21 protein-coding genes are annotated in these 16,820 nt (G+C 72.2%); 12 read left to right on the forward strand and 9 right to left on the reverse strand.

What is annotated here, in order from left to right:
- Window positions 1-119 precede the first annotated feature (119 nt).
- From ruvC to tilS, 11 genes are all read left to right on the forward strand, one after another.
- Entirely contained in the window at window positions 120-626 is a 507-nt protein-coding gene (gene ruvC / locus VGL30_RS14530; protein WP_331540728.1) for a crossover junction endodeoxyribonuclease RuvC, read from the forward strand.
- Window positions 623-1,246 (forward strand): Holliday junction branch migration protein RuvA, encoded by a 624-nt coding sequence (gene ruvA, locus VGL30_RS14535; RefSeq protein WP_331540729.1) that lies wholly within the window; start codon window positions 623-625, stop codon window positions 1,244-1,246. Before ruvC ends, ruvA begins: the two co-directional genes overlap by 4 nt.
- Complete coding sequence (gene ruvB, locus VGL30_RS14540) at window positions 1,243-2,280, forward strand: Holliday junction branch migration DNA helicase RuvB (RefSeq protein WP_331540730.1); 1,038 nt, start codon at window positions 1,243-1,245, stop codon at window positions 2,278-2,280. Before ruvA ends, ruvB begins: the two co-directional genes overlap by 4 nt.
- Window positions 2,277-2,711 carry a YbgC/FadM family acyl-CoA thioesterase gene (locus VGL30_RS14545; RefSeq protein ID WP_331540731.1) on the forward strand — a complete coding sequence of 145 codons (435 nt, stop codon included), beginning with the start codon at window positions 2,277-2,279 and terminating at the stop codon, window positions 2,709-2,711. Before ruvB ends, VGL30_RS14545 begins: the two co-directional genes overlap by 4 nt.
- 76 nt (window positions 2,712-2,787) lie before the next feature.
- Window positions 2,788-3,489 (forward strand): protein TolQ, encoded by a 702-nt coding sequence (gene tolQ / locus VGL30_RS14550; protein WP_331540732.1) that lies wholly within the window; start codon window positions 2,788-2,790, stop codon window positions 3,487-3,489.
- Window positions 3,490-3,493: 4 nt separating this feature from the next.
- The gene (locus tag VGL30_RS14555) at window positions 3,494-4,000 is read left to right on the forward strand and encodes an ExbD/TolR family protein (protein ID WP_331540733.1); all 507 of its coding nucleotides are present in this window, start codon (window positions 3,494-3,496) and stop codon (window positions 3,998-4,000) included.
- A complete protein-coding gene (locus tag VGL30_RS14560) occupies window positions 3,997-4,851 on the forward strand; it encodes an energy transducer TonB (protein WP_331540734.1) in 855 nt (284 codons plus the stop codon). Before VGL30_RS14555 ends, VGL30_RS14560 begins: the two co-directional genes overlap by 4 nt.
- A gap of 23 nt (window positions 4,852-4,874) precedes the next feature.
- The gene (gene tolB / locus VGL30_RS14565; protein ID WP_331540735.1) at window positions 4,875-6,176 is read left to right on the forward strand and encodes a Tol-Pal system beta propeller repeat protein TolB; all 1,302 of its coding nucleotides are present in this window, start codon (window positions 4,875-4,877) and stop codon (window positions 6,174-6,176) included.
- A 177-nt stretch (window positions 6,177-6,353) separates the two neighbouring features.
- Window positions 6,354-6,863, forward strand: a complete 510-nt coding sequence (gene pal, locus VGL30_RS14570) for a peptidoglycan-associated lipoprotein Pal (RefSeq protein WP_331540748.1) — start codon at window positions 6,354-6,356, stop codon at window positions 6,861-6,863.
- Between the two features lie 106 nt (window positions 6,864-6,969).
- Window positions 6,970-7,815 carry a tol-pal system protein YbgF gene (gene ybgF, locus VGL30_RS14575; protein WP_331540736.1) on the forward strand — a complete coding sequence of 282 codons (846 nt, stop codon included), beginning with the start codon at window positions 6,970-6,972 and terminating at the stop codon, window positions 7,813-7,815.
- Window positions 7,806-9,053, forward strand: coding sequence for a tRNA lysidine(34) synthetase TilS (tilS, locus tag VGL30_RS14580; RefSeq protein WP_331540737.1), 1,248 nt, complete (start codon window positions 7,806-7,808; stop codon window positions 9,051-9,053). The genes ybgF and tilS overlap by 10 nt, the downstream gene beginning before the upstream one ends.
- Here tilS and VGL30_RS14585 read toward each other — a convergent pair.
- From VGL30_RS14585 to VGL30_RS14615, 7 genes are all read right to left on the reverse strand, one after another.
- On the reverse strand, window positions 9,050-9,949 hold the full coding sequence (locus VGL30_RS14585; RefSeq protein ID WP_331540738.1) for an alpha/beta hydrolase family protein: 900 nt from the start codon (window positions 9,947-9,949) through the stop codon (window positions 9,050-9,052). The genes tilS and VGL30_RS14585 overlap by 4 nt on opposite strands.
- A 10-nt stretch (window positions 9,950-9,959) precedes the next feature.
- Window positions 9,960-10,937 carry a M23 family metallopeptidase gene (locus tag VGL30_RS14590; RefSeq protein ID WP_331540739.1) on the reverse strand — a complete coding sequence of 326 codons (978 nt, stop codon included), beginning with the start codon at window positions 10,935-10,937 and terminating at the stop codon, window positions 9,960-9,962.
- 281 nt (window positions 10,938-11,218) lie between these two features.
- Window positions 11,219-12,634 carry an NAD(P)(+) transhydrogenase (Re/Si-specific) subunit beta gene (locus VGL30_RS14595; RefSeq protein WP_331540740.1) on the reverse strand — a complete coding sequence of 472 codons (1,416 nt, stop codon included), beginning with the start codon at window positions 12,632-12,634 and terminating at the stop codon, window positions 11,219-11,221.
- Window positions 12,631-12,954, reverse strand: coding sequence for an NAD(P) transhydrogenase subunit alpha (locus VGL30_RS14600; protein ID WP_331540741.1), 324 nt, complete (start codon window positions 12,952-12,954; stop codon window positions 12,631-12,633). Before VGL30_RS14600 ends, VGL30_RS14595 begins: the two co-directional genes overlap by 4 nt.
- An 8-nt stretch (window positions 12,955-12,962) precedes the next feature.
- Window positions 12,963-14,096, reverse strand: coding sequence for a Re/Si-specific NAD(P)(+) transhydrogenase subunit alpha (locus tag VGL30_RS14605; RefSeq protein WP_331540742.1), 1,134 nt, complete (start codon window positions 14,094-14,096; stop codon window positions 12,963-12,965).
- An 89-nt stretch (window positions 14,097-14,185) separates the two neighbouring features.
- Window positions 14,186-14,425 (reverse strand): aa3-type cytochrome c oxidase subunit IV, encoded by a 240-nt coding sequence (locus VGL30_RS14610; RefSeq protein ID WP_331540743.1) that lies wholly within the window; start codon window positions 14,423-14,425, stop codon window positions 14,186-14,188.
- Window positions 14,426-14,501: 76 nt separating this feature from the next.
- Window positions 14,502-15,506 carry an alpha/beta hydrolase gene (locus VGL30_RS14615; RefSeq protein WP_331540744.1) on the reverse strand — a complete coding sequence of 335 codons (1,005 nt, stop codon included), beginning with the start codon at window positions 15,504-15,506 and terminating at the stop codon, window positions 14,502-14,504.
- A gap of 162 nt (window positions 15,507-15,668) precedes the next feature.
- On the opposite strand from VGL30_RS14615, the gene VGL30_RS14620 reads away from it, so the two are divergent.
- Window positions 15,669-15,842, forward strand: coding sequence for a hypothetical protein (locus tag VGL30_RS14620; protein ID WP_331540745.1), 174 nt, complete (start codon window positions 15,669-15,671; stop codon window positions 15,840-15,842).
- Window positions 15,843-15,889: 47 nt separating this feature from the next.
- Here the strand turns inward: VGL30_RS14620 and VGL30_RS14625 are convergent, their stop codons facing one another.
- Together VGL30_RS14625 and VGL30_RS14630 are read right to left on the reverse strand one after the other, a co-directional pair.
- Complete coding sequence (locus tag VGL30_RS14625; RefSeq protein ID WP_331540746.1) at window positions 15,890-16,033, reverse strand: hypothetical protein; 144 nt, start codon at window positions 16,031-16,033, stop codon at window positions 15,890-15,892.
- Between the two features lie 222 nt (window positions 16,034-16,255).
- Entirely contained in the window at window positions 16,256-16,705 is a 450-nt protein-coding gene (locus tag VGL30_RS14630; RefSeq protein ID WP_331540747.1) for a hypothetical protein, read from the reverse strand.
- Between the last annotated feature and the right edge of the window lie 115 nt (window positions 16,706-16,820).

Consider the following 16,820-nt stretch of genomic DNA (forward strand, 5'->3'; position numbering starts at 1 on the left):
CCTTCCCGCTACGGGGAGAGGCTTCGTGCGGGCGGCTAGTCCCCATTAACCCATTCCCACCAGACCCATGCCACGTTAGGAACATATCCTGAACGTCGCCCTGTCCTGAGTCGCCCTCCATGACGCCCGCGCCTGTCCGCATCCTTGGCCTCGACCCGGGCCTCCGCCGCACCGGCTGGGGGGTGCTGACGATCGAGGGCTCCCGCCTCTGCTACGTGGCCCATGGGGTGATCGCCCCGGCCGACACCTGGCCGTTCGCTGAGCGGCTGCTTTGCCTGTTCAACGGAATCGAGGCGGTGATCGCCGCCCACGCGCCGGACGAGGCCGCGGTGGAGGAAACCTTCATGGCCAACAACGCCGGCTCCGCGCTGAAGCTCGGCCACGCCCGGGCTGCGGCGCTGATAGCGCCGGCCCGCGCGGGCCTGTCCGTCGCCGAATACTCCGCCAAGGAGGTCAAGAAATCGGTGGTGGGCACCGGCGCGGCCGACAAATCCCAGGTCGCCTTCATGGTCCGCCGCCTGCTGCCGGCCGCCGGCGACGTGACGGCGGACGCCGCCGACGCGCTGGCCGTCGCCATCCTCCACGCCCATGCCCGCCGGGCGCGCATGCTGGGGAGCGCGGCGTGATCGGCCGCCTGCGCGGCGCCGTCGCCGAGGTCGCCGAGGAGGACGCGCTGATCGACGTGGCCGGGGTGGGCTATGTGGTCCGCTGCGGTTCGCGCACGCTTTCCCGCCTGCCGGCGATCGGCGACGAGGCCCTGCTGCACGTGGAGACCCAGTGGTCGGAGGCGCTGGGCATGCGCCTCTACGGCTTCCTCACGAGGGACGAACGCCACGCCTTCGTGGTGCTGCAGTCGATCCAGGGCGTCGGCCCCAAGGCGGCGCTCGGCGTGCTGGACGTGCTCTCGCCGCCGGAGCTGGCCGCCGCCGCCGCCCGCGGCGACAAGGCCATCGTCGCCCGCGCGCAGGGGGTCGGGCCGAAGCTCGCGCTGCGCATCGTCACCGAGCTGAAGGACAAGCCGCTGGCCGACGGCCCGACCGCCGCGGCCTTCCATGCGGAGATCGCCGCCGGCGTCCACGCGCCGCCCCCGCCGTCCGCCGCCGGCGAGGCGACAGCCGCCCTGATGGGCCTGGGCGTCGCCGAGGCGGTCGCTCGCCGGGTCGTCGAGCACGCGGTGCTGAAGCTGGGCGAGGACGCCGCCATCGGCGCCCTGGTCAAGGCCGCACTGCAGGAGCTCGGCCGATGACCCGGCTGGTCTCCGGCGAGCCCGCCCCGGCCGAGAGCAGCGACAAGGCGCTGCGCCCGCAGACGCTCGCCGAATTCGTGGGCCAGGCGCCGATCAAGGCCAACCTCTCGATCTTCATCGAGGGCGCCCGCGCGCGGGGCGAGGCGCTGGACCACGTGCTGCTGTTCGGCCCCCCCGGACTCGGCAAGACGACCCTGGCCCAGATCGTCGCCCGCGAGCTGGGGGTGAACTTCCGCGCCACCTCGGGCCCGGTGCTGGCCAAGGCCGGCGACCTGGCGGCCATTCTCACCAACCTCGAGCCGCGCGACGTCCTGTTCATCGACGAGATCCACCGCCTGCCCGCCAATGTGGAGGAGATCCTCTATCCGGCGATGGAGGACAACGTCCTCGACCTGGTGATCGGCGACGGGCCGGCGGCGCGCTCGATCCGCATCGACCTGGCCCCCTTCACCCTGGTGGCCGCCACCACCCGGGCGGGCCTGCTGGCCACGCCGTTGCGCGACCGCTTCGGCATCCCGTTGCGGCTGGAGTTCTACACGCCCGCCGAGCTGCAGACCGTACTGACCCAGGTCGCAGTCAAGATGGGGGTGGCGCTCGACACCGCCGGCGCAGCCGAGATCGCCGCCAGGTCCCGCGGCACCCCGCGCGTCGCCGGCCGGCTGCTGCGCCGGGTGCGCGACTTCGCGACCGCCGAGGGTGCGGCGGTGGTGGGCAAGGCCGCCGCCGCCCGGGCGCTGGCCCGGATGGAGGTGGACGAGGCCGGCCTCGACAGCCTCGACCGCCGCTATATGCGCGCCCTGATCGAGAACTACGCCGGCGGCCCGGCCGGCGTCGAGACCCTCGCCTACGCCATCGCCGAGGCCCGGGATGCAGTGGAAGACGTCATCGAGCCCTTCCTGCTGCAGCAGGGCTTCATCCAGCGCACCCCCCGCGGCCGCATGGCCTGCGCCAAGGCCTATGCGCACCTGGGCCTGACCGAACCCCCCGCCGCGCCCAAGGCCGCCCAGCCGGGCCTGTTCGAGGACGAAGGGTGACCCTGGAGCCCTCCGCCGGCCGCATCGAGGGCCGCGAGCACCTGCTGCCGGTGCGGGTCTATTTCGAGGACACCGACTTCACCGGCATTGTCTACCACGGCGCCTTCGTCCGGTTTCTCGAGCGGGGGCGGTCGGACTACCTGCGGCTGGCCGACGTGCGCCACGCCGCCCTGCTGGACCAGGGTCAGGCCTTGACGCTCGTGCGCCTGGAGGCCGACTTCAAGCGCCCGGCGCGGATCGACGACGCGCTCCTGGTCCGCACCCGCTTCGAGGCGGTGAAGGGCGCCCGCCTCACCATCGGCCAGCAGGTGCTGCGCGGCGACGACCTCCTGGTGGAGGCCCGCGTCGAGGCCGTGCTGATCGGGCTCGACGGGCGGCCCAGGCGGCCGACGCCTGTGATGGTGGCCGCGATCCGCCCGCTGCTTTTTTGATTCGACGCCTTATGTTCGCCACCGGGCCGATTCATCCCCGCCTCCCCGTTACGCCAGAGCTGGAGCCCCCCGCCGCATGGACCCCGCCGCGATCACGCCGGACAGCTTCAACTTCCTGACCCTGTTCCTGCGCGCCACCTGGGTGGCCAAGCTGGTGATGCTGGGGCTGACGCTGGCGTCGGTCTGGTCCTGGGCGGTGATCATCGACAAGGGGATTCGCTTCGCGAAACTCAACCGCGAGGCCAACAGCTTCGAGGTCCGGCTCGCTTCCGGCCGCTCGATGGAGGAGATCGCCGCCGAAGCCGGCGACCATCCGGTCCACGCCCTGCCCCGCATGCTGCAGGGCGCGCTCCGGGAGTGGCGCGAGACCCGGGCCCGGGGGACCCCCACCGAGACCCAGGCCGCCTTCCTGATCCAGCGCATCGACCGCGTTCTGGACGCCACCATCGCCCGCGAGAGCCAGCGCATCGAGCAGGGCCTGGGCCTGCTGGCGATCGTCGCCACCGCCAGCCCCTTCGTGGGCCTGTTCGGGACCGTCTGGGGGATCATGCACGCCTTCCAGGCCATCGCGATCCAGAAGAACACCAACCTGGCCGTCGTCGCCCCGGCCATCGCCGAGGCGCTGTTCGCCACCGCCATCGGCCTCATCGCCGCCATTCCCGCCTATATCGCCTACAACAAGTTCTCCACAGACGCCGGCAAGTTCTCCGCCCGGCTCGAGGGCTTCGCCGACGACCTCTCCACCGCCATCCAGCGGCGGCTGAGCGAGCGGGCCTGACGCGATGGCGCTCTCGGCCAACGACGCCTTCGCCGCCGGCGGCGGGTCGCGCCGCCGCCGCCGCTACGGCCGCGGCCGGCGCGGAGCGCTGTCGGAGATCAACGTCACCCCGCTGGTGGACGTGATGCTGGTGCTCTTGATCATCTTCATGATCTCCGCCCCCCTGCTCACCGTGGGCGTGCCGGTGGAGCTGCCCAAGACCGAGGCGGGCGCCATGGAGGACCAGTCGGAGCCGCTGACCGTCTCCATCCGCACGGACGGCTCGATCTTCGTGCAGGACAAGGCGGTGGCCTTCGCGGACCTGTCGCCGCGCCTGCTGGCCATGGCCGACCAGCGCACGGAGAAGCCGATCTACGTCCGCGCCGACGGCCGCGCCGCCTATTCCGTGGTGGCCCAGGTGATGGCCTCGCTGTCGGTGTCCGGCTTCAAGTCCATCAACCTGATCACCGACACCGGCGGGCCGTCGTCGGGCAAGAGCGAGCCCAAGCCGCGGGAGCAGCCAGCGCCGTGAGCGCGACGATCCATGATCGTGACGGCATGACGCCGGCGCTGGCGGGCTCGGCCGTGCTGCACGTGGCGGTGGCGGCCCTGTTCCTGATTTCCTGGCCCTGGGCCCGCGAGCTGAAGGTGGGCGCGGTGGTGCCGGTGAAGATCGTCACCAACGCCCCCGCCACCGACGTGCGCCCGGCGATCCAGGCGCCGGAGGAACAGACCGCCGCCGTCGAGACGCCGGTCCCCAACGAGAGCCTGCAGGCGCCGGCGCCGCCCGAGCCCCTGCCGCAGCCCGCCCCGACGCCCGCGCCGGCTCCGGTCCCCAAGCCGGCCAAGCCCACGCCGCCGGTCCCGACACCCAAGCCCGCGCCCATGGCGGAGAAGGCCGCGCCCGCCAAGCCGCAGCCCGCAGCCAAGCCCGCGCCGAGCCGCGAGGTGGACCTCGACAAGCTGCTGGCCAGCGTCTCCAAGGGCGGCCGTCCCGCCAGCCCGTCGCGTTCCTCCGCCGCCCGGGGGCCGACGCGGGCCGAGACCGCGCCGCAGGCCCGGCCGGCGGTGGGCGCGGGTCTCTCGGCCAATGCGCTATCGGGCCTGACCGACGAACTGCGACGCCGCTGGAATCCCAACTGCGAGGTCGAGGGAGGCCGCGATGTGAAGCTCCGCGTGGTCTTCACCCTGGGCGAGAGCGGCAATGTGGTGGGCGAGGTCTCCGCCGACGGCGAGGAGAACTCGTCCAATCCCGTGGTGAGGGCGGCCGCCGACCGGGCGATCCGCGCCGTCTATGCCGCCGCGCCCTTCCGCACCTTGCCGCGGGAGTTCTATGGCGAGCGAATCGCTGTGCGCTTCAACGCGCAGGAGGCCTGTTCTTGAACGCCCAATCGAGGAGCGCCGGCATGCGACGCAAGATCCTGGCCCTGATGGCCGCCGCGCTCACCTTCGGCGCGGTCGCCGCCTCGCCGCCCGCCGCCCGGGCGGAGATCGAGGTGGACGTCAACCGCGGCGACATCCAGCCGCTGCCGATCGCCATCCCGGCGCTGAGCGGCGGGCAGGTGGGCGCCGACATCGCAGGCGTCATCACCAGCAACCTCGAGAACTCGGGCCTCTTTCGCCCGCTCGACCCGGCGTCGTTCATCGAACGGGACCTGAACGTCGCCGTCACCCCGCGCTTTCCCGACTGGAAGGCCATCAACGCCCAGGCGCTGATCAACGGCGCGGTGGTGGACGACGGCGGCCGCCTGCGGGTCGACTTCCGGCTGTGGGACGTCTTCTCCGGCCAGCAACTGCTGGGCCTGCAGTTCACCGCCAGCCCGGAGAACTGGCGCCGGGTGGCGCACAAGATCTCCGACGCGGTCTATGAGCGCCTCACCGGCGAGAAGGGCTATTTCGATACGCGCGTGGCCTTCGTGGCCGAGAGCGGCGGGCGGATCAAGCGGGTGACGCGCCTGGCGATCATGGACCAGGACGGGGCCAACCCGACCTACCTGACCGACGGCGGCTTCATCGTCATGACGCCGCGCTTCTCCCCCACCAGCCAGGAGATCACCTACATGGAGCTGCGCCCCGAGGGCTCGGCGATCTACCTCCTGAACCTGGAGAGCGGCCGGCGCGAGAAGCTGGGCGACTTCCCCGGCATGGTGTTCTCGCCGCGCTTCTCCCCCGACGGCGGCCGGGTGGCGTTCTCGGTGGAGCGCGGCGGCAACAGCGACATCTATGTGATGAACCTGAAGAGCCGCACCTCCCAGCGGCTCACCTCCGATCCCGCCATCGACACCTCGCCGTCCTTCTCGCCGGACGGCTCGCAGATCGTCTTCAACTCCGACCGCGGCGGCAGCCCCCAGCTCTACGTGATGAGCGCGGCCGGCGGCGGGGCGCGGCGCATCTCCTTCGGCGAGGGCCGCTACACCACCCCGGTCTGGAGCCCGACCGGCGAATACATCGCCTTCACCAAGCAGACCGGCGGCAGCTTCCACATCGGGATCATGCGCGCGGACGGCTCCAGCGAGCGGATCTTGACCACCAGCTACCTCGACGAGGGACCGACATGGGCGCCCAACGGCCGGGTGCTGATGTTCTTCCGGGAGGAGCCCGGCGGCGGCCCCAGGCTGTGGACCGTGGACGTCACGGGCCGCATCCTGCGCCCAAATCCGCGGCAGGGCTCGGGGTCAGACCCGGCATGGTCGCCGCTTCTGCAGTGATAAGTGCAGTCAGGTGAAACGATCCCGTGATGCGGTTCGTTTGAGTGTTGCACCGGCCATACGGCCGGGAGAGTTTGAGGACTGGCGCGGTCAGCGCCTTGGGTCGTAACGCTAACCAAAGGAGAAGCCTCCGTGGGGATCACGTGCTTCAGCGCCAAGGGCGCCGCTAATCTGGCGATGATCGGGCTCGCCGCCGCGTCGCTGGCGGCCTGCCAGTCCCGGCCAAAGCCCGGACCCGCGCCCGCGGTGCCGCCGCCCACGACGGCGCCGCCGGAGACCATGCCCTCGGCGCCCCCGCCGGTCAGCGAGGGCCCGCTGCCCGGCTCGGCGCAGGACTTCGTGATCAACGCCGGCGACCGGGTCTACTTCGACTTCGACAGCTATGAGCTGCGCGACGACGCCCGGCCGGTGCTCGACGCCCAGTCGGCGTGGCTGCAGCGCTACACCGGCGTTCTGGTCCGCATCGAAGGCAACGCCGACGAGCGCGGCACCCGCGAATACAACCTGGCGCTCGGCGCCCGCCGCTCCAACTCCGTGCGCGACTATCTAGTCTCGCGCGGGATCGCCGCGTCGCGGATCGCCACCGTGTCCTACGGCAAGGAACAGCCGATAGACCCCGGCACTTCGGAAGACGCCTACCAGCGTAACCGGAACGCCCACACGGCGATCACCTCCGGCGCCCGCTGATCCGCACCCTGAACGCGCGGGAGGGGATCCGGCCGCGGATCCCCTCTTTGCGTCGCGGCGGAATCCGCCGCAATTTCGACGCTGGCCCCAGACGATGATCCCGACCATGCGCTTGCGCCGCCTGCTCCTGCCCGCCACGGCCGTCGCCTTCCTCACCCTCGCCGCGCCGGCGGTTTCCCAGACCCCGATGGACGATCCGCTGGACGCCCGCGACGGGCGGCGGCTCGACCGCATGGAGAAGGTGGTCCGGGAGCTGCGCGCCATCGTCTACCAGGGCCGCGACACCGGAAAGCCGGTGGTGGTGCAGCCGGCCGAGACCGACTACCAGATCCAGGAGATGACCCGCCGGGTGAACGACCTGGAGCAGAGCCTCACCCGCCTGAACGGCCAGATCGAATCCCTCACCCACGACCTCGACCAGGCGCGCCGGGCCGGCGAGGCCGCCCAGGCCCAGAACAAGGCCCTGACCGACCGCCTGACCGTGCTCGAACAGCGCGCCGCCCAGGCCGAGCAACCTCCCGCGGCGATGAGCGACGCCGCCGCCCCGCCGCCGGCCGCGGCCGGACCCAGCGCCGCCGAGGCCTTCGCCCAGGCCCGCAAGCTAATGCTCACCGGCGACTACGACACCGCCGAGCGCGCCTGGGAGGACTACGTCAGCCGCTTCGGCGACAGCCCCAAGGCGCCTGAGGCCCGCTACTGGCTGGGCAAGACGCTGGCCGTGCGCGGCGCCCATGCCGACGCGGCCGCCGCCTACATCGGCGCCATCCGCGGCTGGCCCCAGACCTCCTGGGCGCCCGATGCCCTGGTGGACCTGTCGCGCGAGCTGGTGGCGCTCAAGAAGCCCGCCGCCGCCTGCCAGATGCTGGCGGAGTTCGACCGCCGCTATCCCAAGGCCATGCCGGCGGCCAAGAGCCGCGCCGTGGCCGTGCGCGGCCAGGCGAAGTGCGCCTGAACGAGGTCGACGCGGTCCTTCGGGACCACCTCCTCGCCCACGACCCCGCGCCGGTCGCCGTGGCCTTCTCCGGCGGCGGGGATTCTCTGGCCCTGCTGCTGGCGGCCCACGCCTGGGCGCGCGCGAACGGCCGCGCCCTGCTGACGCTGACGCTGGACCACCGGCTGCAGGCTGGGAGCGCCGCCTGGGCCGCCGCCTGCGCTGCGACCGCCAGGCGCCTTGGCGTCGCCTGCCGCACCCTGGCCTGGACCGGGCCGAAGCCGGAGCGCGGCCTGCCCGCCGCCGCCCGCGCCGCCCGCCACCAGCGCCTCGCCGACGCCGCGCGGGAGGCCGGCGCGCGGGTGCTGCTGATGGGCCACACCGCCGACGACGTGCTGGAGGCCCGCGCCATGCGGCGGGCGGGCGCCACCACCCCGGAGCCGCGCGTCTGGACGCCGTCGCCGGCCTGGCCGGAGGGCCGCGGCCTGTTCCTGCTGCGCCCCCTGCTCGGCCAGCGGCGGGCGGCGATCCGCGGCTGGCTCCAGGCCCGCGGCGAGAGCTGGATCGACGACCCGGCCAACACCGACCTGCGCTACGCCCGTCCCCGGGCCCGGGCGGGGCTGACGGACGCAGACGCGCCCAAGCCGCCGGCGGCGCCCGCCGACGCCGCCCCGCTGGCGCGGGCGGCCTGCATGGACGCCGGCGGCGGACTCTCCGTCGCGCGCGAACTGCTGCGGGCGGCGGAGCGGCCGGCGGGGCTGCGATTCCTATCGGCGGCCTGCCTGTGCGCGGCCGGGACGAACCGCCCTCCAAGGGGCGACCGGCTCCAGTGGCTGGCCGCCCAGGCCACCGGCCCGGCCGCCTTCGTCTCCACCCTGGCCGGCGCGCGCATCGAGGGTGGCGAGGCGGAGCTGAGGTTCTCCCGCGAGCCGGGCGAGGCGGCGCGCGGCGGTCTGTCGCCCCTGTCCCTGCCGGCCGGAGAAGCCGTGGTGTGGGACGGCCGCTTCGAGCTGATCTCGGCGGGGGCCGGATTGACCGTCGGGTTGCTGGCGGGGCGGCGGAAGCGGCTTTCGCCGGCCGAGCAGCGCGCCCTGGCGACGCTCGCGGCCGGCGGCCGGGGGGCGCTGCCGGTCGTCACGGACGGCGGAGATGCGGTCACAAGTCCTGCGCTCAGCGCGGTTGCGAGGCTTGCGATCCGCGCCCTCGCCCATGACCGGCTCCTTGCCGCATGCGGGGCGATACTGCGCGAAACCGCCTAACCGGCCGCCGCCAGCACATGCTCCACGCCGCGCACGATGGGGTCGGCGAAGCGGACACCCAGCAGGTTCGCGTGGTTGGAGTCGGTCACGTGGTCGACATAGCCGTGGCGGGACGCCAGGGCCGGCGCGGCCTGGATCGCCTTCAGCCGCCGGCGCGTCCGCTCCGGCCCCGCGGTGACCACCGCCATCGGCAGGGCGGGATCGAAGCTTCCGGCGTCGCGGGCCTGGATGGAGGTCTGCGGCCAGCGCCGCACCTCCTCCGCCGCCCAGCGGGTGTGGATGCGCGAGCCGTAGATCCGCCGCTTCTCCGCAGAGGCCTCGCCGGTCAGGCCGATCAGGTCGCCGATCACCAGGGCCACCGGCCGCATGAAGCCCGCCCCCGCCCCCAGGCCCACGATGCGCATGGCGCCACGGTAGGTGTGGACGGCTCCGGCCAGCAGGCGGGCCTCCATGATCTCCGGCGTGACGGCGTCCACCAGCACCACGCCCAGCACGGCCTGCGGATGGCGCCGCGCAAAGAGCCGCACGAAAAGGCCCCCCATGGAATGGCCCACCAGCACCATCGGCCCGGTCTCGCCCGCTGCAGCCAGCAGGGCCGTCAGGTCGGCGATCACCGCTTCGCCGTCGCGGGGCGTCGGGCCGGGATCGGAGTAGCCCAGGCCGGCGCGGTCGTAGGCGAGGCTCCGCAGCCCCCTGGCGGCCAGCCGCTCCTGCACCACCGCCCAGTCGGCGGCGCAGCCGAAGGCGCCGCATTCGAGCAGCACCAGGGGCTGGGCCGCAGCCGGGCCCGCGCGCACCAGGCGCAGGCGACGGCCGCCGATGTCGATGAACTCGCCGCGGCCGGGGCGTAGCCGCGCCCCGCCTACCGGCGAAGCGATCGCGTCCGCAAGCAGCATGGGCCCCTACCTAGGAGGCCGACGCGTCCACGTCGATGGTGTTCGGCGCCGGGGCCTTGGCCGCGGCGTCGGCGCCCGCCGAACCGGCAGAGGCCGCCTCGGCCACCATATCGGCCTTCTGGCCGGCGGCGATCTGGGCGACGAGCGCCTTCTTCCGGGCGAGGATGTCCACGTCCGGACCGTCCGCCTGGAGGGTGGCGCGGGGCCGGCCGGAGGGGCCGAGCCTGGCGATCACCATCGTCCCGGCCTGGCCGAGCCTGGCCGCCTCGCGAGCCTCCATCAGCGCCTTCTTGCTGTCGGGGATGCGGGAGACGTAGGCGATGCGCACGCCGCGCGGCACCCGCGCCGCCGTGAGCAGGGGCAGGTCCTCGGCCTCGGCGAACTTGCGGTCCAGGAAGTACTTGGGGTCGAGCGGCCGGTCGCTGGCGTCGCGGATCTCGAAATGCAGGTGCGGGCCGGTGGACGAGCCGCTGGAGCCGATGCGGGCGATCGGCGCGCCGAGCTTCACCGTCACGCCGGGCGCGATCCCGGGGTCGATGGAACCCAGATGGGCGTAGAAGCTCTTCAGGCCCTCAGCGTGCACGACTTCCACGTAGCGGCCGTAGGAGTCGCTGGACCCCGCGGCCGCCACCACGCCGTCGGCGGCGGCCAGCACCGCGACGCCCGGATCGGCGGCGATGTCCACGCCCTCATGCAGGCGTCCGCCTTCTTCCCAGGGCAGCTTGCGCAGGCCGAAGGGCGAGACCACCGGGTGGCCGGGCACCGGGTCGGTGAAGGCGATCAGGACGGCCGGCGCCGCGGGCGCGGCCGTCGCCGGGGGAGCGGCCGGCGCAGCGCGCGCGGCGCCCGCGGAAGCAAGCGGCAGGGCGCGGCGCGGAAGGGCGGCCTGGGCCGCGGTGATCGCGATCAGGGCGGCGGCGGCGCCGATCGTCGCATCGACAATCCATTGACGAGCTCGGCCGGGGAGGGCCTGGCTGGATCGAGTCAAAGAGGACCCCTCTCAGTACTGCCGCGCTTCAGAGGTGAGCTGCGGAGGTCTAAACCGGACGCCGAGCCGACGCCTATCGTTAACAGGGCGCTAACTGGCGTCCGTTTCGGGCGAAATGGTGGCGGCGGCGGGGAAAACGCCGGAGCGCCGGGTCACCGCAGCCTTTGCCCGAACGCCCACGTCTACAGCCCGACGCGCCAGGAGTCGATGATCAGCCGGCGATGACTTCGCAGGATCGCGGGCGCCTGCAAGCTCGACTGCCGGCTGCGGGCGGTCACGCTTCAAAGGTTCTTCAGGATACCCTCGACCATTTTCTTGGCGTCGGCGAACAGCATCATGGTGTTGTCGCGGAAGAACAGCTCGTTCTCCACCCCGGCGTAGCCCGAGCCCATGCCGCGCTTCACGAACAGCACGGTGCGCGCCTTCTCCACGTCCAGGATCGGCATGCCGTAGATCGGCGACTGGGGATCGGTCTTGGCGGCCGGATTGGTGACGTCGTTGGCCCCGATGACGAAGGCCACGTCGGCTGTGGCGAACTCGGAGTTGATGTCCTCCAGCTCGAACACCTCGTCATAGGGCACGTTGGCCTCGGCCAGCAGCACGTTCATGTGGCCGGGCATGCGGCCGGCCACCGGATGGATGGCGTACTTCACCTCCACCCCATCAGCCTTCAGCCTGTCGGCCATCTCGCGCAGGGCGTGCTGGGCCTGGGCCACCGCCATGCCGTAGCCCGGGACGATGATCACCTTCGAGGCGTTCTTCATGATGAAGGCGGCGTCCTCGGCGCTGCCCTGCTTGATGGGCCGGGTCTCGATCGCGCGCCCCGCCGGCGCCCCGTCCGCGGCGCCGAAGCCGCCCAGGATCACCGAGACGAAGCTGCGGTTCATCGCCTTGCACATGATGTAGGAGAGGATGGCCCCGGAGGAGCCCACCAGGGCCCCGGTGATGATCAGGGTGGTGTTCTCCAGCGTGAAGCCCAGCGCCGCCGCCGCCCAGCCGGAGTAGCTGTTCAGCATCGACACCACCACCGGCATGTCGGCCCCGCCGATCGGGATGATCAGGGTGACGCCCACCAGCAGCGAGAGCGCGAAGATCGTCCAGAAGGCCCAGAGCGCCGTCCCACCGCTCAGCATCAGGAGGATCATCAGCGCCACGATCACCACCGCGATGGCGAGGTTGATCAGGTGACGCGCCGGCAGCAGGATCGGAGCGCCCGACATGTTGCCGTTCAGCTTGGCGAAGGCGATCACCGAGCCGGTGAAGGTCACCGCCCCGATGGACAGGCCGAGGGAAAGCTCGATCAGCGAATTGAATTCGATGGTCCCGGCCGCGTTCAGGATGCCGTAGGCCCCCGGCGTGTGGATCGCCGCCACCGCCACCAGGCAGGCGGCCAGGCCGACCAGGCTGTGGAAGGCGGCCACCAGCTGCGGCATGGCGGTCATGGCCACCCGGCGGGCGATCAGGGCGCCGATCACCCCGCCCACGGCGACCCCCGCCGCGATCAGCCCCAAGGTCAGGGGGTCGAGCGCGCCCTGGCCCCACAGGGTGAGGAAAGTGGTGGCCACGGCGATGGCCATGCCGATCATGCCGTTGCGGTTGCCGGTCCGGCTGTTGGCCGGGCTGGAGAGGCCGCGAATCGCCAGGATGAACAGGCCCCCGGCCGCGAGGTAGGCGACCGCGGCGAAGTTGGCGCTCACTTCGCCCGGTCCTTCTTCTTGTACATGGCCAGCATGCGGCGAACGACCAGGAAGCCGCCGAAGATGTTGATCGAGGCCAGTGTCGCGGCGAGCACGCCCGAGCCCTTGGAGAGCAGGACGTTGGTGGTGAGCGCCCCGTCGGGGTTGCGGGCCGCGGCGGCGATGAGCGCGCCCACGATGATCACCGAGGAGATGGCGTTGGTCACCGCCATCAGCGGCGTGTGCAGCGCCGGCGTCACGCTCCAGACCACATAATAGCCGACGAAGATCGCCAGCACGAAGATCGCCAGGCGGTAGATGGTGGGATCGACGGCTTCCATCGGGACTCCTAGCTCGCCAGCGCCGGGTGGACGACGGCGCCGCCGCGGACCACCAGGGCGGCCTTGAGGATCTCGTCCTCGTAGTCGGGAGCCAGCGCGCCCGCCTCGTCGAGGAGCAGGCCCGCGAAGGCCATCAGGTTGCGGGCGTAGAGCGCCGAGGCGTCGGCGGCCACACGGCCGGGCAGGTTGGGGAATCCCAGGATCTTCACCCCGTTCGGCGTCATGGCGACCTCGCCCAGGCGGACGTCCTCGACATTGCCGCCCTGCTCAACGGCCAGGTCGAGGATCACCGAGCCGGCGCGCATCGATGCGACCTGGGCGGCGCTGACCAGCCGCGGCGCCGGACGTCCGGGGATCAGGGCTGTGGTGATGACGATGTCCTGTTTCGCGATGTGGGCGGAGACCAGCTCCGCCTGCCTGGCCTGGTATCCGGCGCTCATCTCCCTGGCGTAGCCGCCGGCGGTCTGGGCGGACACGGACTCCTCGTCCTCCACGGCCAGAAACTTGGCGCCCAGGCTTTCCACCTGCTCCCGGGTGGCCGGGCGCACGTCGGTGGCGGTGACCACCGCCCCCAGGCGCCGGGCGGTGGCGATGGCCTGCAGGCCGGCCACTCCCACCCCCATGACGAACACCCTGGCGGGCGCGATCGTACCGGCGGCGGTCATCATCATCGGCAGCGCCTTGCCGAAGGCCCAGGCAGCCTCGATCACCGCGCGGTAGCCTGCGAGGTTGGCCTGGGACGAGAGCGCGTCCATCGCCTGGGCCCGGGTGATCCGCGGCACGAACTCCATGGCGAAGGCGGTGACGCCGCGGGCGGCCAGCGCGGCCAGGGCGGTCTTGTCCCGGTGCGGGTCGAGCAGGGCGACCAACAGGGCGCCGGACTTCAGCGCCACAGCCTCGTCGACCGACGGCGCGCGCACCTTCAGCACGACGTCGGCGGCGGAGAGCGCGGCCCGGGCGGTGGGCGCGACCGTGGCGCCGGCCGCCTGGTAGTCGGCGTCCAGGTAGGTGGCGGCCGCGCCGGCGCCGGCTTCGAACATGACGGAGAACCCGGCCCCGATCAGTTTCTTCACCGTCTCCGGAACCGCCGCCACACGGGTTTCGCCGTCGCGGCTTTCCTTGATGACGGCGACGACGGCCATCCGCGCGAACTCTCCCTCGGGCTTATGCTCAGAGCTTACGAAGTCGCTTCACGTGATGTCCAGGGCGCCCCTGGGCGGGACGCGGGCGTTCAGTGTCCGGCGGACGGCTTCTCGCGCAGGAGCAGGATTCCCAGCACCATCAGCACCACCGCGGTGACCAGCGCCCCCAGGAAGCCCGCCTTGGTGCAGAACCACAGCACCAGGAACACCAGCAGCACCGCCAGATGCAGCGAGCCCCACTTGGTCATGCCGGTGAACAGGTTGAAGGTCGACTGCTGGGCGTGGATATCCATCTGGCCGTGGTGGTAGTCGGAGCCGTGCTCGGCCATCTGAAGGTCTCTCCGCAATCGGACGTGTCCGCCGCGTGCTACACGACAGCGCAGCCGGGCTCAAGCGCCCGGCGGCTCAACCCGGCCAGACGGCGAGCAGTGCGCGCAACGCCGACACCAGGGCCATGGGCTGGTCGATCATGGTGTGATGCCCGCAGTCGGGAATGGCGAACTGCGGCACGTCCGGGGTCAGGGGGTCGCCGCGCGGCTCCCGGAACCGCACCACGTGCGACTGATCGCCGACGATGTGCACCAGGGGTACGTCCACCCGGATCGGCCCGTCGGGAAACGGGCCCCGCTCGTGGCCGCGCTCGAGCTTGACCCACATCGCCGGGTCGTGGCGCCAGGCCCAGCCGAGCCCCGACCCGTCCGGCAACGGTGTGCGGCCCAGCGCCTTGCGGGCGATGTAGTCGGCGATGTAGGGCGCCCGCACGACCTGCAGCGGAGACAGGCGGAAGCGGGCCAGGGCCGCCGTCTCGCTCTCGTAGACCCGCCGGGGCGGCGCGGCGGCGCGGGCCGTCCGCATCTCTTCCACGGCCGCCGTCGAAGGACCGCGGAAGCTGGAGTCGATCAACACCGCCGCCTGCATCCGCTCGGGGTGCGCCTCCGCGGCGCAGAAGACCTGCGCCCCGCCCAGGGAGTGGCCGATGTAGATCGGCTTGCGACCACCGTCGTAGAGACCCGCCGCCCGGGCGCAGGCCTCGGCGTCCTCGGCGAAGTCGCGGCTCGAATAGCGCTCGCGCCAGTCGGAGGCGCCGGCCCCGGCCAGCGACATGGCCGCGACCCGGTAGCGGTCCGCCAGCAACGGCGCGATGTGCGCCCACCAGTGGGCGTGGGAGCCGTTGCCGTGCACCAGCAGCAGGCCGGGCTTGCCTGGGTCGCCCCAGGTCAGAAGCTCGATCTTCGTGCCCAGGGACTCCACGAAGGTCTCCTGCGGCGCCTGCCCCAGGGCGGCCTTGAACCAGGCCGGCGCAGGCGGTTCCGCGCCGGCGAACGGGGCCAGCGGCGCGTCCGCTTCGGGCGGAACCTCGCCGTAGCGGAGGCGGTCGCGGCGGCGCTTCGCGGTCGCGTCTTCAGCCATGTCGCCTCCTTGCGCGCCGGGCGTCCGTCCCGCCCGCGCGGGGGGCCCATCGGCCCGACGTGACTAGCAAGCGGTCGGGGAATGGCAAGCCCGAACGCCGCTCACCGGATTGTCAACGGTTAGGCTGCGAACGGAGCGGCGGGCCTCCTGGTTATGGCCGCCATGAGCAAGCGCGATCCCGCCCGCTACGCCGAACGGCATCGCCAGAAGGGTCACCAGCTTGTTCTGGAGGCCCGCGCCGCCCGGGAGATGTCGCGCTCCGGCGCCGCCGAGGGCCCGGACGCCCAGGCGGCGTCCACCGCCGCGGACGGGCCGCGCGGCGACGGCAACCGCTGACCGGCGGCCGCCTCAGGTCTCCGGCGCCATCCGCTTTTCCTGGAAGATCACCAGCATGCCGTGGGTGCGGTCGGGCCGTACGACGACCTGTTGTGCACGTCCAGCCGTCCGTGCGCCTCGTACTGGATCTCGAAGCCGTGGCGCGCCAGGTGAGCCTTGGCGTCCTCCAGGTTCTCCACGTCGTAGACCACGGTGAAGATGTGCTGGCCTTCGCCTTCAGGAGCTGGCCGATCTCGTCGCGCTCGTCGGTGGGGTGGACCAGTTCCAATCCCCAGTCGATGCGGCAGTCGAGCGGGCGGCCGTGCGAAATCGGCTCATGGTCGAAGGCCGCACCGTTGAACAGGAGGTCGAACGTCGCCTCCGCCGCGTCCGGGTCGTCGACCAGCAGCTCCGCCCGGTTGAGGCCCGGGACCTCACCCGCGGCCGCGGCTCTCGTGGACGGACAGGCCCTTCAGCCGCCGCTCCTGGAAGACCACCAGCATGCCGTGGGTGCGGTCGGGCCGCACGACAATCTGCTTGTGCACGTCGACCTCCGGCTTGGCGCTGTAGTCGCCTTCGTACTGGATTTCGAAGCCGTTCTTCTTCAGGTGCTCGCGCGCGTCGTCGATGCTCTCCACGTCATAGACCACCGTGAAGACGTGCTGGCCCTTCGCCTTCATGAGCTGGCCGATCTTGTCGGTCTCGTCCTTGGGGTGGACCAGTTCCAGGCCGATCGCGTGGTCGGTGCGGCAGTCGAGCGGCCGGTTGTGCACGCCGAGGTCCGGCGAGAAGTTCGCGCCGTTGAACAACAGCTTGAACGTGGCCTCCGCGGCGTCGGAGTCCTCCACCAGCAACTCGGCGCGATTGATCCCAAGCACCTTCATGACGCGTCTCCCTCTGTGCGGCGTGCCCGCGACGTGGGGCGGCCCGCTACTTGATCTCGCTCGAACCGCCGTCGATCACGAAGTTCTGGGCGGTGATCCAGGCGCCCTCGTCGGA

The organism is Phenylobacterium sp., from assembly GCF_036502675.1.
Taxonomy (GTDB): Bacteria; Pseudomonadota; Alphaproteobacteria; order Caulobacterales; family Caulobacteraceae; genus Phenylobacterium.

Excerpts from the sequence above, each read along its gene's own strand:
- ruvC (WP_331540728.1), top strand. The coding sequence starts at position 120 with ATGACGCCCGCGCCTGTCCGCATCCTTGGCCTCGACCCGGGCCTCCGC.
- ruvB (WP_331540730.1), top strand. The coding sequence starts at position 1,243 with ATGACCCGGCTGGTCTCCGGCGAGCCCGCCCCGGCCGAGAGCAGCGAC.
- tolQ (WP_331540732.1), top strand. The coding sequence starts at position 2,788 with ATGGACCCCGCCGCGATCACGCCGGACAGCTTCAACTTCCTGACCCTG.
- VGL30_RS14555 (WP_331540733.1), top strand. The coding sequence starts at position 3,494 with ATGGCGCTCTCGGCCAACGACGCCTTCGCCGCCGGCGGCGGGTCGCGC.
- tolB (WP_331540735.1), top strand. The coding sequence starts at position 4,875 with ATGCGACGCAAGATCCTGGCCCTGATGGCCGCCGCGCTCACCTTCGGC.
- pal (WP_331540748.1), top strand. The coding sequence starts at position 6,354 with ATGATCGGGCTCGCCGCCGCGTCGCTGGCGGCCTGCCAGTCCCGGCCA.
- ybgF (WP_331540736.1), top strand. The coding sequence starts at position 6,970 with ATGCGCTTGCGCCGCCTGCTCCTGCCCGCCACGGCCGTCGCCTTCCTC.
- VGL30_RS14585 (WP_331540738.1), bottom strand. The coding sequence starts at position 9,949 with ATGCTGCTTGCGGACGCGATCGCTTCGCCGGTAGGCGGGGCGCGGCTA.
- VGL30_RS14600 (WP_331540741.1), bottom strand. The coding sequence starts at position 12,954 with ATGGAAGCCGTCGATCCCACCATCTACCGCCTGGCGATCTTCGTGCTG.
- VGL30_RS14605 (WP_331540742.1), bottom strand. The coding sequence starts at position 14,096 with ATGGCCGTCGTCGCCGTCATCAAGGAAAGCCGCGACGGCGAAACCCGT.
- VGL30_RS14610 (WP_331540743.1), bottom strand. The coding sequence starts at position 14,425 with ATGGCCGAGCACGGCTCCGACTACCACCACGGCCAGATGGATATCCAC.
- VGL30_RS14615 (WP_331540744.1), bottom strand. The coding sequence starts at position 15,506 with ATGGCTGAAGACGCGACCGCGAAGCGCCGCCGCGACCGCCTCCGCTAC.
- VGL30_RS14620 (WP_331540745.1), top strand. The coding sequence starts at position 15,669 with ATGAGCAAGCGCGATCCCGCCCGCTACGCCGAACGGCATCGCCAGAAG.
- VGL30_RS14630 (WP_331540747.1), bottom strand. The coding sequence starts at position 16,705 with ATGAAGGTGCTTGGGATCAATCGCGCCGAGTTGCTGGTGGAGGACTCC.